This window comes from Paraniabella aurantiaca (assembly GCF_050309965.1).
In the GTDB taxonomy this organism is placed as follows: Bacteria; Bacteroidota; Bacteroidia; order Chitinophagales; family Chitinophagaceae; genus Niabella.
The window spans coordinates 641,716-659,192 of the sequence record NZ_JBLOSY010000001.1; the positions used below are offsets into that span (position 1 = coordinate 641,716).

Annotated in this window: 16 protein-coding genes, 1 tRNA gene and 1 pseudogene; 12 read left to right on the plus strand and 6 right to left on the minus strand. The window is 40.2% G+C overall.

Annotated features, from left to right (window positions below; translation table 11 throughout):
- Positions 1-27: 27 nt before the first annotated feature.
- A complete protein-coding gene (locus ACLOAU_RS02855; protein ID WP_427860321.1) occupies positions 28-1,155 on the plus strand; it encodes a redoxin domain-containing protein in 1,128 nt (375 codons plus the stop codon).
- 172 nt (positions 1,156-1,327) lie between these two features.
- Positions 1,328-2,596 (plus strand): DUF3472 domain-containing protein, encoded by a 1,269-nt coding sequence (locus ACLOAU_RS02860; RefSeq protein WP_427860322.1) that lies wholly within the window; start codon positions 1,328-1,330, stop codon positions 2,594-2,596.
- An 11-nt stretch (positions 2,597-2,607) separates the two neighbouring features.
- Here ACLOAU_RS02860 and ACLOAU_RS02865 read toward each other — a convergent pair whose 3' ends face one another.
- Positions 2,608-3,645 carry a nucleoid-associated protein gene (locus ACLOAU_RS02865; RefSeq protein ID WP_427860323.1) on the minus strand — a complete coding sequence of 346 codons (1,038 nt, stop codon included), beginning with the start codon at positions 3,643-3,645 and terminating at the stop codon, positions 2,608-2,610.
- Positions 3,646-3,889: 244 nt separating this feature from the next.
- Between ACLOAU_RS02865 and ACLOAU_RS02870 the strand changes: the two genes are divergently transcribed.
- The 4 genes from ACLOAU_RS02870 (at position 3,890) to ACLOAU_RS02885 (ending at position 8,361) form a co-directional block, all read left to right on the plus strand.
- A complete protein-coding gene (locus ACLOAU_RS02870; RefSeq protein WP_427860324.1) occupies positions 3,890-4,672 on the plus strand; it encodes an NIPSNAP family protein in 783 nt (260 codons plus the stop codon).
- Between the two features lie 113 nt (positions 4,673-4,785).
- Positions 4,786-6,579 carry a translation elongation factor 4 gene (lepA, locus tag ACLOAU_RS02875; RefSeq protein ID WP_427860325.1) on the plus strand — a complete coding sequence of 598 codons (1,794 nt, stop codon included), beginning with the start codon at positions 4,786-4,788 and terminating at the stop codon, positions 6,577-6,579.
- Between the two features lie 166 nt (positions 6,580-6,745).
- Positions 6,746-6,831, plus strand: a tRNA-Leu gene (locus tag ACLOAU_RS02880).
- 423 nt (positions 6,832-7,254) lie between these two features.
- Positions 7,255-8,361: a site-specific integrase gene (locus ACLOAU_RS02885; protein WP_427860326.1), complete on the plus strand. Its 1,107-nt coding sequence runs from the start codon at positions 7,255-7,257 to the stop codon at positions 8,359-8,361.
- Between the two features lie 64 nt (positions 8,362-8,425).
- Here ACLOAU_RS02885 and ACLOAU_RS02890 read toward each other — a convergent pair whose 3' ends face one another.
- The 5 genes from ACLOAU_RS02890 to ACLOAU_RS02910 form a co-directional block, all read right to left on the minus strand.
- Positions 8,426-8,671: a response regulator gene (locus ACLOAU_RS02890; RefSeq protein ID WP_427862672.1), complete on the minus strand. Its 246-nt coding sequence runs from the start codon at positions 8,669-8,671 to the stop codon at positions 8,426-8,428.
- 290 nt (positions 8,672-8,961) lie between these two features.
- Entirely contained in the window at positions 8,962-9,414 is a 453-nt protein-coding gene (locus tag ACLOAU_RS02895; RefSeq protein ID WP_427860327.1) for a hypothetical protein, read from the minus strand.
- Between the two features lie 575 nt (positions 9,415-9,989).
- Positions 9,990-10,229, minus strand: coding sequence for a hypothetical protein (locus ACLOAU_RS02900; RefSeq protein ID WP_427860328.1), 240 nt, complete (start codon positions 10,227-10,229; stop codon positions 9,990-9,992).
- Between the two features lie 393 nt (positions 10,230-10,622).
- Positions 10,623-11,501, minus strand: a complete 879-nt coding sequence (locus tag ACLOAU_RS02905) for a hypothetical protein (protein ID WP_427860329.1) — start codon at positions 11,499-11,501, stop codon at positions 10,623-10,625.
- 43 nt (positions 11,502-11,544) lie between these two features.
- Positions 11,545-12,003, minus strand: coding sequence for a hypothetical protein (locus ACLOAU_RS02910; protein ID WP_427860330.1), 459 nt, complete (start codon positions 12,001-12,003; stop codon positions 11,545-11,547).
- 313 nt (positions 12,004-12,316) lie between these two features.
- On the opposite strand from ACLOAU_RS02910, the gene ACLOAU_RS02915 reads away from it, so the two are divergent.
- The 6 genes and pseudogenes from ACLOAU_RS02915 (at position 12,317) to ACLOAU_RS02940 (ending at position 17,456) form a co-directional block, all read left to right on the plus strand.
- Positions 12,317-12,640: a hypothetical protein gene (locus ACLOAU_RS02915; RefSeq protein WP_427860331.1), complete on the plus strand. Its 324-nt coding sequence runs from the start codon at positions 12,317-12,319 to the stop codon at positions 12,638-12,640.
- Between the two features lie 91 nt (positions 12,641-12,731).
- Complete coding sequence (gene traM, locus ACLOAU_RS02920) at positions 12,732-13,145, plus strand: conjugative transposon protein TraM (protein WP_427862673.1); 414 nt, start codon at positions 12,732-12,734, stop codon at positions 13,143-13,145.
- A 217-nt stretch (positions 13,146-13,362) separates the two neighbouring features.
- A pseudogene (locus ACLOAU_RS02925) lies at positions 13,363-13,581 on the plus strand (conjugal transfer protein TraO); the annotation flags it as partial.
- Between the two features lie 549 nt (positions 13,582-14,130).
- Complete coding sequence (locus ACLOAU_RS02930; protein WP_427860332.1) at positions 14,131-15,681, plus strand: BspA family leucine-rich repeat surface protein; 1,551 nt, start codon at positions 14,131-14,133, stop codon at positions 15,679-15,681.
- Between the two features lie 510 nt (positions 15,682-16,191).
- Entirely contained in the window at positions 16,192-16,536 is a 345-nt protein-coding gene (locus ACLOAU_RS02935; RefSeq protein ID WP_427860333.1) for a hypothetical protein, read from the plus strand.
- 407 nt (positions 16,537-16,943) lie between these two features.
- Entirely contained in the window at positions 16,944-17,456 is a 513-nt protein-coding gene (locus ACLOAU_RS02940; protein ID WP_427862674.1) for a helix-turn-helix domain-containing protein, read from the plus strand.
- The last annotated feature ends 21 nt before the right edge of the window (positions 17,457-17,477 follow it).

Here is a 17,477-nt window from a genome sequence, read left to right on the forward strand (position 1 = left end):
CTACCTTTGAATATATTTAATTTTTATATGAAGAAAATTTTATTAAGTCTAAGCCTGGGCTTACCTTTTGCAGTGTTTGCCCAAACCACCACTGCTACTATTAAAGGAACTTTAAAAAATATAAAAGAGGAAGTGCCCTTCCTGTTTTACTCCTACCGTAATGGAGATGATGTGGTGAGAGATAGTGTGCCCGTTAAAGATGCGATGTACACTATATCGGCAGAATCCGAAATGCCTTTAATGGTGAACCTTTCTATTATCAGTCCTGCTAAAAGGGGAACCAGTAACAGCGCCGCATCAATATTTGTTGAAAAAGGGGTGAATACAGTGGTTTCCATAGATTCTTTTTCAAATATCTCTGTAAAGGAGTCGAAGGCTAATGCCGAGTTTTCAAAACTTAAATCGGATATCAAACCTTTTCAACAACAAATGCGCGAGCTGACAGCAGATTATCCTAAATACCGGGAGGCGAATGATACAGCTGCCATGAGGAAAGTTGAAGAAGGTTATGATGTGCTGCAAAATAAAATGAATGAGGAAGTGTATGGAGCCTATGTAAGAAAAAATCCTTCGTCCCCTGTTGCCTTATATGCGCTGGGACAGTACGCCGGATATGATATTGATATTGCCAAAATTGAACCTTTATATAACACGCTGCCGGTAGCTACCCGTAGTACTGCAGCGGGTCAGCGCTTTGGTAAAAAGATTACTATCGCCAAAGCAACTGCCATCGGAGCCATCGCTCCTGAGTTTTCTCAAGCCGATACATCTGGTAAAATGGTTTCCCTGGCATCTTTTCGGGGTAAATATGTGCTGGTAGATTTCTGGGCCAGCTGGTGCGGACCCTGCCGCGCCGAAAACCCTAATGTAGTAGCAGCGTTCAATAAATATAAAGACAAAAATTTCGCAGTACTGGGTGTTTCCCTTGATGATGAAGAAAGAGACGGTCAAAAAAAATGGTTAGCGGCCATTGCCAAGGATCATCTGACCTGGACACATGTTTCGGATCTTAAATTCTGGGACAATGCGGTGGCCAAACAGTATGGTATACAGGCTATCCCTCAAAATCTTTTGCTGGATCCGTCTGGTAAGATCGTAGCTAAAAATATAAGAGGAGAGGAGTTGCAGGTTAAACTCGCGGAGTTGATTAAATAACTCGCCGGTAATAATATTTTAAACGGTGCCCCTGTTTACAGGGGCATTTTTGTTAGCGGAATGTTTGTTGATTTCTTGTGGTAAGTTGGCAATGTATGCCTTATGCAAACGATTGATCAGCTTTTTGTATTGAGGTATCTATAAATTTGTTGAAGCCCCAATAAATTATTTTATGAGTAAGTTACTGTCATTTTGCTATTTATTATTTTTAGTAAGTGTTGTTCATAGCCAGCCGGTGTTGTTACCCCTAGGTGGTAATGCCTGGAGTTTAGATAATTTCAATAGCCCGCGGATCAGGAATAACGGGGTTGCCCGTTGGCAGGAGGATAATACAGGTTTTACGGCTTATATACGGACAACTCAGCCCGGATCAGTAAGAGTTGGGTTGGAGACGGATAAACTGTCAGCAGCTTCGCAATTATCGGTTTCCATCGCGGGTGTTATTAAAAAGATAACTGTTGATGAAAGCGATACGTTACATTGGGCAGGAGAATGGATGTTAAAAGATAGCGGCTATGTAGCTATTGTGGTAAGAGGGCTCAGAAAAACAGGAGCCGAGTATCCTGGTGTTAAAGCGCTGAGGCTGGAGGGCACTGCCATAACAGGTCAGGCCAGCTATACGAAAAACAATGAGGGCAATTTTTTTCATTGGGGTCGAAGAGGTCCTTCGGTGCATATGAATTACCAGTTACCAAAGGGAGTTGATGCAGAGTGGTTCTATAATGAAGTGACCGTTCCAAAAGGTGACGATGTGCTGGGTTCTTATTTTATGGCGAATGGATTTGGTGAGGGGTATTTTGGAATGCAGGTAAACGGGCCTTCTGAAAGGCGGGTGTTATTTTCGGTTTGGAGCCCTTTTCATACGGATGATCCCAGGGCGATCCCTGAAGATCAAAAAATAAAAATGCTGAAGAAAGGTGCTGATGTTTACACGGGAGAATTTGGAAATGAAGGTTCGGGCGGTCAAAGCTTTTTAAAGTATAACTGGAAAGCTGATGAGACACAGAAATTCTTACTTCACGTGGTGCCCGATGGTGAATCGCACACCATTTATACAGCTTACTTTTTTGATCATGAAAAGAATAACTGGCGACTCGTGGCCAGTTTCAGACGACCTAAATTGGCCACTTATTTAAAGAGACCTCATTCCTTCCTGGAGAACTTTAATCCGGATATGGGTAATATAGAACGCAAAGTGTATTTTGGTAACCAGTGGGTGCGAGATGCTAAAGGCGAATGGCATGAATTGACTAAAGCTACTTTTACAGCGGATAATACAGCTCGCGTAGGATATCGTAAAGATTACAGTGGCGGTGCCAGCGATCAGCGGTTCTTTTTAAGAAACTGCGGGTTCTTTAATGATTATACAAATTACAATCAACCCTTCGAGCGAAAGCCAACTGGTAAAAAGCCCCAGGTGAACCTCGGCCAATTGCCATAAGTAGTACCTCGCTACTCCTCGTTATTGAAATACAGCTTATAGAAGCGGCCTTTAGTATCTTCTCCATGCTCAATCATGTCGCGGTTGCCGTGAATATAAATGTGAAAATTTTTATCAAGCTTGATCACACTTTTATAAGCGCGGTTCTGGCTTTTTACAGCAGCCGGTGAAATAGAGAAGTTTTCGGCTATCTCAATATCTCTTTCGGCGGCATAGTGTTGTTTGTATTTATCAAAGCTTTCAATGAAGTCCTGGTGATGCAACACTTCGTTGTTAAAAGTTTCCTGGTCAAAATGTTGTTTTTCTTTAAAGAACGCCATACTGCGGTTCAACATATCAGCCTGGTCGGCCTTGGTTACATTGTATTGCTCGGGCAGGTGCTCTACTACGTAGGTTTTGTAGAGCGACATAGTGCTTTCGGTATTGAAATACTGATCCTGTCTTTGCTGTATGCGCAGGAAACTATCCGTCCAATAGCGTGCTTCCGCCGATTTACTTTTGGTATCCACCACCGAAACGATAAAGCCGTTTTCCCGGTCGGTATTATAGATCATGCAGCCTTTATCCAGCTTGTTAATATTAATTCCTTGTTCGCTTTCCACTTCAAACGAATCTTCAACAGGAAACACTTTTAAGAAAGGTTCTTTCTGCTCCGATTTAAAGATCCCAATCGCGTCTACCGTTTCGCCGTTCAGCAAACCTTCTCTAAAGTAAACCACATACAGCTCGCCACCTTTAACATTAGGGTGATTACCCAGGTTATATAAATGCTGTGCCAGTTGCTTTGATTGTAAAAGCGTTTGTTCCGGATTATCGAATATAGAACAAACTGATTTCCACACATCGTTATTGCTGATATGGCCTTCACTAAAGAACTGAAAATATTCCTCCGATTTGAAAGGTGTTAAAAAGTATTTGATTAGCAGATCCTTTACTTCAGGGTCAAGCACCAGTTCTTTTTTGGATAGGGTTAAATATTCTCCTTCAGACTCGTTGCCAACATTATGAACGGCGATATGGGTGATGGAACTTCCTTCGAAATACTGCATGTGGTATTTTTAAAAACGTGCAAAGTAGAAAAATTTTACTATTCCTGCAGGGAAAAATGTAAAGATTATGATCTCAATGATAGTGACTATACATGTAACAACCGGCCAGTGATATCATTTGACAGATTTTGTATGAGGGTGCCGGTCTCTCATCATTTTTTAGCTTTACCCGAAAAGATGTCCTATTTTAGAAGAGCCATAGATAAAGGAACCGCTATATAGTCTTTGCTAAAAAAATCAATATATGAAACGCAGGAAATTTCTTCAATCTTCTTTTACGGTTGCCGCAGGTATTACAACAATCGGCACACATGCATCAACCGGCGACGGAACCGCTGTACCAAAGGAAGTGTATGAATGGCGGGAGTATGAATTGTTATTTGGTGCAGATAAAAGTCTGCTGGAAAACTATTTTAAAACAGCCTTGATACCGGCATTCAATAAATACGGAGTAAAAACAGTAGGTGTTTTCAGGGAATGGAGAGAGTCTGAGCCCGCTAAATTTTATTTATTGATTCCTTATTCTTCTGCTGAAAGCTATTTTTCTATAAACGCCATGGTTAAAAATGATCCTGATTTTTTTAAGAATAGCACTTCCTACAACAATATACCAGCCAGTAAACCCGTATATAATCGCTTTACCTCTGCCCTTATGACTGCTTTCGACGGTTGGCCGGTAATGGCTGTACCGGCAGGCATACCCCGGATATTTGAATTAAGAACCTATGAAGGCTACAGTGAAGATGCAGTAAAACGAAAAATCAAGATGTTCAATGATGGCGAGTATCCCATTTTTAAAAGGGCAAAACTGAACCCGGTTTTTTTTGGTGAGGTGATTGCGGGCGACAGGTTACCCCGTATCACCTATATGATTACCTGTAATAATATGGAAGAGCGTGATAAAGGATGGGCTTCCTTTGTGGCTGATCCTGAATGGAAAAGGCTGATAGCTGATACCCAGTATGCCAATACAATTTCTAAAATCAGTAATACCTTTTTGGTTCCTGCGTCCTACTCCCAGGTATAGATGCCCGTGGGAATTTGCGATCGCCGGGTGGTATAGCAGAAGCCGGTATTATATAGCATTCCTGTCATCGTATTTTATCGTACCTTTGCACGCCTCCAAAGAGGTTTTAGAATATGAAGCATATTAGGAATTTCTGCATTATTGCACATATCGACCATGGTAAAAGTACCCTGGCGGACAGGCTTTTACAGCAAACCAATACCATTAGCGACCGGGAGATGATGGACCAGGTATTGGACGATATGGACCTGGAGCGCGAAAAAGGCATTACTATTAAAAGTAAAGCCATACAGATTAATTATAAGTCTAAAGCAGGTGATGATTATACGCTAAACCTGATTGACACGCCCGGCCACGTAGATTTTAGCTACGAAGTGAGCCGTGCACTGGCAGCCTGTGAGGGCGCTTTGTTACTGGTAGACGCAACACAGGGTATTCAGGCTCAAACGATTAGTAATTTATACCTCGCTATTGATAATGACCTTGAAATTATCCCGGTAATCAATAAAATTGATATGGATGGTGCAATGATCGAAGAGGTAAAAGACCAGATCATTGAGCTTATTGGCTGTAAACCGGAGGATATTTTGTTAGCCAGCGGTCGTACGGGTTTAGGAATTGACGAAGTGCTGGAGGCTATTGTTGATAGAATTCCGGCCCCTGAAGGAAATGAGTCGGCGCAGTTACAGGCATTGATCTTTGATAGCGTATTTAATAGTTTCCGTGGTATCATTGTATATTACCGTATTCTGAACGGGACAATTAAGAAGGGCGATAAAGTAAAATTTGTAAGCACCGGCCAGGAGTATGAGGCAGATGAGATCGGTATTTTAAAATTGAAAATGACCGAGAAGAAAGAGGTTCGTGCCGGCGATGTAGGATACATTATTACTGGTATTAAAAATGCGAAAGAGGTAAAGGTAGGGGATACCATTACTTTAGCATCGAATGCTAATCCCGAGCAAATCAAAGGCTTTGAAGAGGTAAAACCCATGGTATTTGCGGGTATTTACCCGGTTAATACCGATGAATTCGAGGAGCTGCGCGACTGTATGGATAAACTGCAGTTGAACGACGCTTCTTTAACTTTTGAGCTGGAAACATCGCAGGCCTTGGGCTTCGGTTTCCGATGCGGATTCTTAGGAATGCTGCACATGGAGATCATCCAGGAGCGCCTGGAACGTGAGTTTAATCAAACCGTAATTACCACGGTGCCTAACGTAAGTTTTATCGCTTACACCACCAAAGGAGAGAAAATCATTGTCAATAACCCGTCAGAGTTTCCTGATCCGGTTAAGACAGATCGTATTGAAGAGCCGTTTATCAAGGCTCAGATCATTACAAAGCCGGAATATATCGGTAATATTATGACGCTTTGCCTGGGTAAGCGTGGCTTCCTTATTAATCAAAGTTACCTGACTACCACCCGTGTGGAGCTGGTTTTTGAGATGCCTTTAACGGAGATTGTATTTGATTTTTATGATAAGTTGAAGTCTCAAACAAGAGGCTATGCATCTTTTGATTATCACCCGATAGGATATCGTGATAGTGATATTGCTAAGATGGATATATTACTCAACAATGAGAAAGTAGATGCTTTAAGCGCATTAATTCACCGCAGCCGTGCACATGAGTTCGGTCGTAAACTTTGCGAAAAATTAAAAGAATTATTACCACGCCAGCAATTCCAGATCGCGATACAGGCTGCCATTGGTGCCAAGATCGTAGCAAGGGAGAACATCTCTGCAATGCGCAAGGATGTAACGGCAAAATGTTATGGTGGTGATATCAGCCGTAAGCGCAAATTATTAGAAAAGCAGAAAGAGGGTAAAAAGCGTATGCGCCAGATCGGTAATGTAGAAGTACCGCAGGAGGCATTTTTAGCGGTATTGAAGCTGGATGATTAGGTAAGAGAAGTGATAGCAGCCGGTTGATAGTTTACAGGATCGGTAAATCTCAAACCTTCAACATCAAACTTGTAATTTTTTCAACTTTTTCTTTACATTTGCGGCCCTTAGTTCTTACACAATTTCATTGTTGAATTTTAAATCTTCAACTTTGACTTGAATAAATGCCCGGGTGGCGAAATTGGTAGACGCACTACCTTGAGGTGGTAGCGCTGCTAACGCGGCGTGCAGGTTCGAATCCCGTCTCGGGCACATTTTTTAGGCTGTAAATCATTGATTTGCAGCCTTTTTTATTTTTTGGTGTGTCAAATTCGTGTCACTTTTTTACGCTTACTACCACCTATTTTGACACGAAAATGACACACTAAATGACACATCATTTTACGGGCACAAAACCGGCACAGCACCGGCACACTGAGTCTGATTTTACCCTCATTTCACACCTCGTTTTTTCGAAAACTAAAGACAAAAAACACTCAAATTCCGTTACAAGGTTTAAGCTATTCCTATCGGAATGTCATAATCTGACGACCACCCATGCTAATTTAGGTCAGGTAGGACACAGTTTTTACCACTTATTTCCGGTTCATTTCCAAGGCACATTTCGACATCTAACTGTGAGCGGTAATGGCATATTCGTTGACGTATCATTTAATCACCTTTAAATGTGCAGTTATGAATATTGGGAAAAGAAAGAATCCAAAAGGGGATAGGTACAACTATTTTTACGATTTAGGAAGAGGTCCAGGTCAGCGTCCATCGACAGGTCTTTTTACTTATGTAAAACCTAAAACACAAGCCGAAAAATTACATAACCTGGAGACGAAAGTTCTACTTGATGTAAAGAAGGGGCAGACGATTATCGAAATGCAGGCAGTTGGCAGCGAGTATATACCTCAACACAAGTTTAAAGCTAATTTTCTGGATTATTATGAGGATTATGTAAAACAGAACCGTAGAAAGAATAACCGGCATCTCATTAATAGCCTGACACATTTTAAAGCCCTTATCAAAAAGGACTTTATCGCACCAATTGATATCACGGAAAATCTTTGCAAGCAATTCAGGAAGTACCTGATGGATAGGTTTACCGGTGAAACACCCGCCAATTATTTTGCTCGCTTTAAGTGGGTGGTGAATGCTGCCACAAGCGATGGTTACTTCCGTAAAAACCCGGTTGAAAAAGTAGCAGCACGCGGCACACCTAGTAAGCGATTAAAAGAGATCCTGGAGGTAGAAGAATACTTTGCGTTAATGACTACTCCTTGTCCGAACCAGCAAGTAGGATTGGGATTTTTATTTACCTGTTATACGGGTCTGAGGTGGTGCGACGTCGATACGCTTAAGTGGAATCAATTAGCCGGACATCATTTAACCACCACTATTATTCAAAAGAAAACCGGTCTGCCAGTTGTATTGTTCTTACATCCCATGGCAATGGCTATTGTCAATTACTTGAGGCCGGCAGGAGATATTTCCGAGTACGGGGATCAAAGGGTTTTCAGACTACCGCATCAGGATACCTGTAATAAGATCATTACGATCTGGATGAATCTTGCGAAAATCTTAAAACATATCACCTGGTCTTGTGGCCGGACGAGTTTCTCTGTTTTGCTTCAGGATAGAAGGGTAGATGACGCAACCGTAGCGTATCTAATGGGGCATGCAACTACAAAACAGGTAAGTAGCGCTTATAAAAGGCATAGACCTAAAGATCAATCTGCGACCATTAGTTTATTGCCATCCCCTGAAGAAATGCCTGCTCATTTTAGGATATTGTAGAGTGGAACTACAATGTAAAAGTCCAGCTCCTTCAAGGCTGGACTTTTTTTATAGTGTAGCGCCGTTAGTTTCTTTTTCTATTCAATACCCTGCTAACGGTTTTCTGTATGTACTCTAAATCGAAAGGCTTATCAATGTAGGCGTCTGGATAACCTTTGGCCCCGGTTTCTTTTCCATGATACGCAGATAACATGATGATGGGAATATGCTTTGTGTCAGTGCCGTCTTTTAGCTCTTTGCACAAATCCAGCCCATTGCCATCAGGTAATTTAATATCCAGTAAAATTAGATCCGGTATTCCTTTTCTAATTCCGCCCTAAAGGATTTAGACTATTACAGGCAATAATATTACAAGGCCCAGATTCTAAAATCAGCGATAAAATGTTTAGAATCTCCTGGTTATCGTCTAGGATAACGATCGTTTTCTTACTCATGTGTCTTTCTCCGCGACAAATGGTAATAGAAGGTACAGCTAAATAGGACGCGAAGTTAAAAATTGTGTGAGATAAGAATAGGGATATCTGTAGAATGAACGCTTAAAAACAAAAAAGGAGAAGATAGAAATCCCCTCCGTTGTTTTACATGAGAAAAAGTTCGAGGTTATTTGTCGCCTCTTTTATATTTTGAAACTACCTCAGTATCACCGGTGCTGTTGGCATTGATATGAGTGTAGTGTTTGTTATCTTTTAAAACGATTCGGTAATTAACACCATTTTTGTTGCTTACTTCGGTAACGCCATGGATTTCTTTGCCCGGGAAAGAAGATTTTACTCCAGCCAATACAACCGGGGAAAGTGCATCTTCTTTATAATAGCGAACAGTTTGGATCAGGTTGCCCTTGGTATCAAATGTAGCTCTGGTCTTTACGTCATTAGCGGTGAAATATGTCTCTACACTATTGGCTGTTTCACTCCAGGTTACATCAACGGCGCTTTTAAAGATAGCTGTAAAAGTTGCCTGCGCTTTTTCACTTATAACTGGTTCTACAGGCGAAGCAGCGGCACTAAAAGTGATCGTTAATAAGGTTGCGGCAGACAGAATTAGATTTTTCATTTTATTTGTTTGTAGTAGTTATTATCAATTGTTTCACAAACATAAGCTCAAGGGCTGCCTGGAGTCAATACCATAATGGCGAACTACGTCGAAATCACCGGTGAATAGCAGTTTTCTTATGGTGAATACCTACAGCCGAGTTTCTATTTGTGCTTTTCAAAGAATGATGCTCCTTTTTTGAGCTTCCTATATACATTTTGCAGGAAGGATTAGAATGTTACAGTTGTGGGAACAGGATTTATCGCCATAACATATTTTAAACACAAGCACTATACCTTGAGTGAACTATTGGTATTTCTCTCTCCGAAAAATGTTAGTTGAATACATAGTGTTAGCCTTTATTTACCGTCCTTATCGGATCCCTTACAGCACATCTCTCATAGGTTAGCGCCAGAACCGGAGTAAATAGTCGGTTGAAATCCTGCTTACCGTTATTAGCAAATATAATAACCTACTTGCTCCATCAACTCCCTTTTACCGGTTACTGGGCCTTGCTTCGTGCCGCACCAATGAGGATTATCTTTGATATCTACTGTGTTCGCAATACCACAAAAATTAAGTTGATGATAAAAAGCTTAAAGATCCCGTATCTTCTTTCCCGGCCCCGTATTAATATACTCACCGCTCAACATCCTGTCCAGGTCTTCTTTCTTAAAGTAACCGCCATTATTCTTATAAACCCCAAATTCTTCACATTTTTTGGCAAACTGTGTTCTGGCCAGGTTACAATAAATTAGCGCTTCTTCTGGCTTCAAAAAAGGCTTGAAGCAAAGTGCCACAGCTTTCATGACAACTATATCTTGTTTCCTAATCATTTTTTGCTTCCTTTCATTTAATACATTATTAAGATAATCTCCTGACCCTTCAATAAAGAAATCAGGAGATATTATCACTTTCAAGTAAAATCCTCTACATAAACCAGGCTACCTAAAACCGGACTATATGATCTGATATATTTTATATAACCGTACTCTTCCAATTCCCTCATACATCGGTAATATGCTGTCTTTCCAAGCTTTGATACATCCCGTAGCCGGACTTGTGTAATCGAAACGGGATTTTCTCCATTGTTCATACACCATTGCTGGAATATCGCAATGTAAAGCGCAATATGATGGGGGCCTACACGGTGATCGCAACTAGCTTTTACTAAAAAGCCAATCATTTGCTTAAAATACATATTTCACAATTTTAGTTTTCATAAATGCTCATCTAGGAGGTTCATTTTCTCTCGAGCGATTCTCTTCTTTTTGATACGCGTTCAAACGCTCCGTAATGTTTTGTAAAAGGTTATCTTTATTAGGTGCTAAAGCTTGCTGAAGCTCGATCTTAAGAGTGGCAATGGAATAGATCAAATAACTTTTGGACGGACTGCTGTTGTAATCTACATAGTTTCTGGCATCCGTAATACTTGTGAATCCTTTAACCCTGTCTTGGGGAAGTTCTAAGATATCTGACTTTAGAGTAACAAAGGAGTATCCCTCCTTTTGTAAGGCTAGAAGTGCCTTTTGGAATGATGCGATGTCCTGTCTCATAATGATCCCGCTCATAGCGTTATCCAGCAACTTGGGTTTTGAGAAAAAAAACGGTTCGTTTATGGAGTGAGGGGGGACATGCAGTTTCCATAGCTCCTTTGCCTTGTCTATTCCTCCGTCTAGCCGGGATAGGAGTTTTAGCTCTGCGATTATCTTTTTTATCTCGTTTTTACCCTTATTCCATTTGTATCCCCAATCAGAGTAATCGTAATACCAATCAGCTTTTGCCATTTGCTTTGAGATGGCCATTGCAAATACGTTTTTTAAATCTTGTTCTTTTTCCGCGATATTCTCCTTCAGTATGCGTTTTGCGTCATCTTCTAAAAGACTTAAAGATCGAAAGGTGTAATACCCTTTATCAGTAGGAGCCATTAACATATACTTGCAAGCTTCAAAGGCTGTTTTGTGAAATGTGATGTCTTTTTCCGCTAGTGTCTCACCTTTAATCTGAATAGCAGCAAACCGCTGCTCTCTTTGCCTTTCCTGCGCCAGTCTTTTGCTAAACTGTTCCACTTCGGCTTTTTCGATTCCTTTAAAAATATCAATACTCATTACTCCGCTTTTCAAAGAATTTATCCACAATATCACTATCTCATCAATGAAATTTATCCATCAAGTCCATGGTAAGGCCGGCGTAACCACTGACTACAGCGCCTTCTGCGGCACTTAAATAATGCACAGCTCCCATAATGTCTATGCTGGTAACTGCAATCCACCTGCCCACGCGTTTAAACAAGCCAGGTCGGTCTTTATTTACCATTGCCATTGTTAGTGGGGTGTTTTGCATTTGCAAGTAGGTGAGGAGTTGGGTCGGCTCATAGGGTTTTGACAGCTTCGGTTTACAGTTCCACCGATAGCCAGAGAATCTTGCGGTTGAGCTGGCTTTTAAAATCACTTCTTTGTCGATTTGTGGGAGCGTGCTTTCCAATACTTCCTGTTCAAAACCAGTAATAGTTCGCTTCAGTTGTTGAAAAGTACAGCCAGCCTCACCTACAGAGTCCACTATTGTAAATAGCTTTTCAAGCCGGGTTTTTACAGAATCGCTCCAGTTCAACCGATTAAGAAAACTATTGGGGTCATTAGTGAATTCAACAATCTTTTGAGAAATCTCCTCATGACTGGCCTTTTTTATTGGAGTGGTTGATCTTAGTTACATTCTGTAATCTAACCCGAAAATATCTTTATTCAGCGGAGAGGCTTGCTGGGGAACTTCTTATCTTGATTGTGAGACCCGGAAATTCTAGGGGCAGATTGCTATTCGTTTAAATATTCCCAAGAGTACTGTGAAATATCATATTTCCGAGGCAATACTTTTTCTTAAAAAGCGCAGTTAAAAATTCTTAAAGAGAGTTAAAGTCCGTTAGTGAGTGTTAAAATTTCATAAGAATAACTGTCTTTGGGAAAATATTCTCAACGGAAGCGACGGGCATGAAGAGCTTAGCACACAAGAAGAGCGAATGCGATCTATTGAAAATATTCACAACAATATAAATGCTTTCGAGCAAAAAAAGAGGAAAAGGAAATTTAGGGATTATACCGTTGCGGCTGTTATTACTTTAGGGTTTGTAATTGCACGCATTACGGGATATAATAATTTCATTAAACCAGATATTTATTTTGAACACACGCAAAATATTACAGTAAAACTAACAGATGGTTCTATTATAGCATTGCTAAAGGGGCTGAGCTAACCGTAGGAAGATTTTTCCTGTCAGATATCGAGACGTATTTCTCAAAGGTAATGCCATATCCAAGGTTTCAAAATCTAAAGAGCATCCGCTTATTGTTCATGGTTCACTTGAGCCTGCCAGGATCGTTAAAATGACAATCTCGTTCGAAACCCTGTTGACCGCGACAGCAAAGATACAGGAAGGAAGATTAGTGCTACAGATCACGTCCGTAGAATATAGAGGTAATATAGTTCCTATAGATATTTCGGCCTATGATCTGGATGGTCAGCTGGGTCTAAACCTGCCCTATTCTCCGGAGGTAAATGCCTTTAAGGAGATCGCTTCCGGATTGAGCAGTTCTGCCGGCACCAATATAACACTGAGTAGTTCTGCGAGGCAGCATATGATCTCTGATCTGACTAAAGAAGTAATACAGAGAACTACGGGCTATATCTCTAAAAGGATCGGGCATATCAAAGTTACCGTTAAGGCAGACCACCAGGTGTTTTTACTTCCGAAAAAATAATAATCTTAATTACAGTACCTATGAAAAATAGGTGTGAGACAATAACAGGATTTGTTCTCCTGTTTACGGTTATGTTCTCGACCGTTAGCGCACAAAATGAAGACAACAATTCTAAGGCCGATACGATTAGGGAGACATCTTATAGGGCTGTCGTTCCCTATGATGTGTATGTGACTTATAATAAGACAACCCATTTTATTTTTCCTTCGGCGATTTAGGAGACTGGGCCAGGAACTTTTCTGTTAATTGGGGTCTTAGTGTGACAGGTGGCTATGGGACAATAAACAGAGGTGAAGAGAGATTTGCCAATAGCGCTGTCATACTAAGTCAAGATAAATTTATCTATGGTGGTAGCGCCAGGCTTTCTATTGAAACATATTTAGGTAACCGGCTTCTTTTGTTGATGCAGGGAAAATGTAAGTATCTGCTGGGATGATCGTAAGAGGGCTTCAGACCTGCAACTTCAAAACACTGAAAAGTTTGTACTCTATTCTACGGCACACTCAGGAGAAGAGGGTCATGAATTGATATATGGATAGCGGACAATTTTGGTAATGAACAGACGGCAAACTTTTCTTTTAATATTAAATAATAATGATAATAAAATTTCTATATAGTTAATTATTGCTAATATCTGAATAGCTATAGAAAGAAACTATCAATAGATCATTGAGTCAAATTTGAATTTTCGATAGTTGCTAATTTCGCTTGATCTTTTGAAGATACTTAGTTGATAGTGAATAAGCATCTTACTCCGATATTCAAATTTAACTGTGTTTAAGTTTTATAAAATCCAGAGGTACGTCTAGTGTGGCTGCTACTCTTCAATGTACTAACAATAAAATGGAGCTTCTTTAAGCAACAAAACAAAATACGATTCGCTCTGGGTTGAATATAGTCAATTCAAAATCGAACGATTCTATAGGGCTAAAATACAGACACAACGCCGTTCCTTATTTTCTAATTATTTCTATAAATTCTTATCATGAAAAAAATGTCTTTTTTTTTACTTTTATTTTTGGCCATTGAAGCTATAGGGCAACGCCCATACATTACAGTCTGGAAAACAAACAATAGCGGAGTCAGCGCTACTAATCAAATCAGGGTACCTGCTGAGGGGTCTTATACATATGTATGGGAGGAGGTGGGAAACCCAGGCAATAATGGCAATGGAAGTGGTGCGGACGAATTAACCATTACGTTCCCTTCTATCGGTACTTACCGCCTTTCAATGACACCAACTGGTACAATACCTTTTCATCGTATTGCCTTTCCCGTTTCTCCGCTGGTTGATAACAGGAAGTTGCTGTCTATCGAACAATGGGGCGATGTGGTCTGGAGTAGTATGCAACGGGCATATTACAGGTGTAGTAGTTTGGGTGGTCTAGGGCCTGTCGATGTTCCTGATTTAAGTAATGTAACAAACATGGCAGCAATGTTCCAGGAGGCTGGTAGTTTTAATTATCCTATAGGGAATTGGAATGTAAGCAACGTAGTTATTATGGATGCGTTATTTTTTTCTGCTACCAGCTTTAACCAGCCTATAGGAAACTGGGACGTAAGTAACGTTACATCAATGGCAAGTATGTTTTGGAACACACCAAGGTTTAATCAACCTATCGGAAACTGGAATGTAAGCAAGGTTACCAGTATGGAAGGTATGTTTGCCTATGCTACTGACTTTAATCAGGCGATAGAGGGGTGGGATGTAGGTAATGTTACAACAATGAGATTAATGTTTATAGACGCACGAAATTTTAACCGTCCAATTGCCAATTGGGATGTTAGTAAGGTGACTGTAATGGATTGGATGTTTTCTGGCGCTCGAAGTTTTAACCAAGATATCGGGATATGGGATCTTTCTGTTCTAGCCAATGCAACAAGGATGCTAGATAACAGCGGAATCAACTGTGAGAACTACAGCCACATATTGCACGGTTGGGCGAATAATCCACTTACTCCTTCGGGAGTGCCATTGGGTGCTGTTGGTCGTACTTATGGAGTTGCGGCGGCAGTTGATCGTGATATGCTTACTAATACGTTGAATTGGACGATCAATGGTGATGGACAGGGGTCCTGTGTAGTGACGTTGCCTGTGGTTTTTAATGACGTGAAGGCGCGGTACAGGAATGGGCAACTGATTGTAAACTGGAGAAGTTTAACAGAAACCAGTAATAGCCATTTTGATATTGAGGTTTCTGCGGATGGAACAAATTTCACAAAAATAGGTACTATAAAGAGCAAAGCCATTAATGGGAATTCGAGCCAGGAGCTGCATTATGAATTTATTACTGCTTACAGTGGATTGGCAGCATTGGGTCTAACCGCTTTTATGTTCCTCGGTGTCTTAGGCAAAAGAAAATCCCGTCTAATGTTATCCCTGATAGGGATGGTATTGGTTGTAGTCATTTCCTGTAGCAAATCTGTAAGTGAAGCAATAGATAACAAGCAAAAGATTTTTTATATAAGAATAGCACAAACAGATAAGGATGGCACAAGGACCTTTTCCAAGGTAATTAAAGTGGTTTCTGAATAAAGAGGCATATGTTACTATCATATACAAGGTTAGCCCGGTCGAAGACCGGGCTTTTATATTATTAATATTCAAGTAGAATATTATTCTTGTTCTTTAGATCTTCGGGGCAATTCAAAATGTGATCGGAATCGATTTCTATCCATGAAGGAAGATAATCTTTCATTTGACCGGCACGAATGCGCTGCAGGATTGATCCTGATTTGCGTTCATTTCTGGCCAGTTCTTTGTTATATAATAAAAAGTTTAAATAAGCTGATATGGTAGTAGTTAAGTCAATTCAAACCAACTATAGAGATGTAATGAGATCAAAATTCTAATTTCTTCCTTAGAAATGTATCTGGCCGTATATAATTGGAATGCTGCTATTGGGGTATGGACTGCCATTACCACAATTGAATACTTTACTATCGGGAATAATATACTTTTTTCACCTTTATAATTGTTATCCTGCTCCCGGTATATCATTTCAGTGCAAGAAATATCGTAAGGGCTAACCCATTTGATGCGGAAGTGCTTTTTAGTGAACAAAATATTGTTGTCAGGAATAGGAACAAAGATCTGGATGAAGTGAAAGACTGGTCGTGGATAAAGCGTATGAATATGACCAGAGGAACTGTTATGTTAGACCCCAACCAGCCAGAAATACTGGATAGGGAAAAGTTAACAGAAAATGAATGGCTTTTTTTTAAGAATATCCAAGAAAAAAATCCAACAGGAAGAACAAGTCTTTTATTGTTCAAAGAAAAAGCTTGCAGCCTGTTTGAGAAAATACAGCGGGAGGTTTTGGGGAAGCAGGAGATTTTATCAAGGGGGCTGCACCGCTTTAATAAGCGAAAAGGCGTTTCCGTCCGATAGGAAGGAAGCGTCTTTTCGCCGCCTGGTGGCCCAAAATTAAAGGCTTAGACTTGCTGCATATTGTAGTTAAAGAACAATACCAATTGTCTTATTCATGCTTTAAACACCACTAATAAACCTAATCGTTTATTAGTGGTAGGAATTTGTATTGTATTTACGAGGAATAACTTAATATGTGAAGTTTCAAGACTTTCGCTACATTTTCTCTATAATTATTTACGTAGATTTGGTTAAGGCTTGTTTAAAATAGTTGCCTGTCTTCATTCGGGCATTATCATGTCAAAACTATCAAAGACAACTGTTTAAAACGGGCAAGCTCGTGGCAGACGATTGCCGTTGGAGGTTATTTATTAATTCATTTTTCAATGGATACTAAGCAAAGGTAAATCAAAGCTAGAGAAACCTGGATAAGGTGTTATGAACAGCTGGGTTCAATAAATAAAGCTGCTCGAAAGTGTGGTATTCCCCGATCTACCTTGTACAGATGGATAAAGCGATTTAAAGATAATGGTAAGGATGCCTTAAAAGTTCATTCCACACGTCCAAAAGTTTTAGCTAAACAAAAGGTCAGTGATGAATTAGTCACACTTATAAAAGCCATACGAGTTGAGTATAATTTTGGCCCACAAAGAATAAGCCTTCATCTTCTTCGAGTCCATAATATGGATATTTCTGCACCTACGGTTTGGCGGGTAATTAAAGAGAGCGGAATGCCTAACATAAAAAAATATAGGAAGCATGGGCAGACAACCCGCTACAGCAGGCCCATTCCAGGAGATCGGGTTCAAATGGATGTTACTAAAATAGGCGCCAAATGCTATCAATTCACGGCCATTGATGATTGTACCCGGATGAGAGCAATTAAACTGTACCCAATAAAAAGCAGAATCCACTGTAGATTGTCTGGGTTATGTGCTTGATACTTTTCAATTCCCTGTACA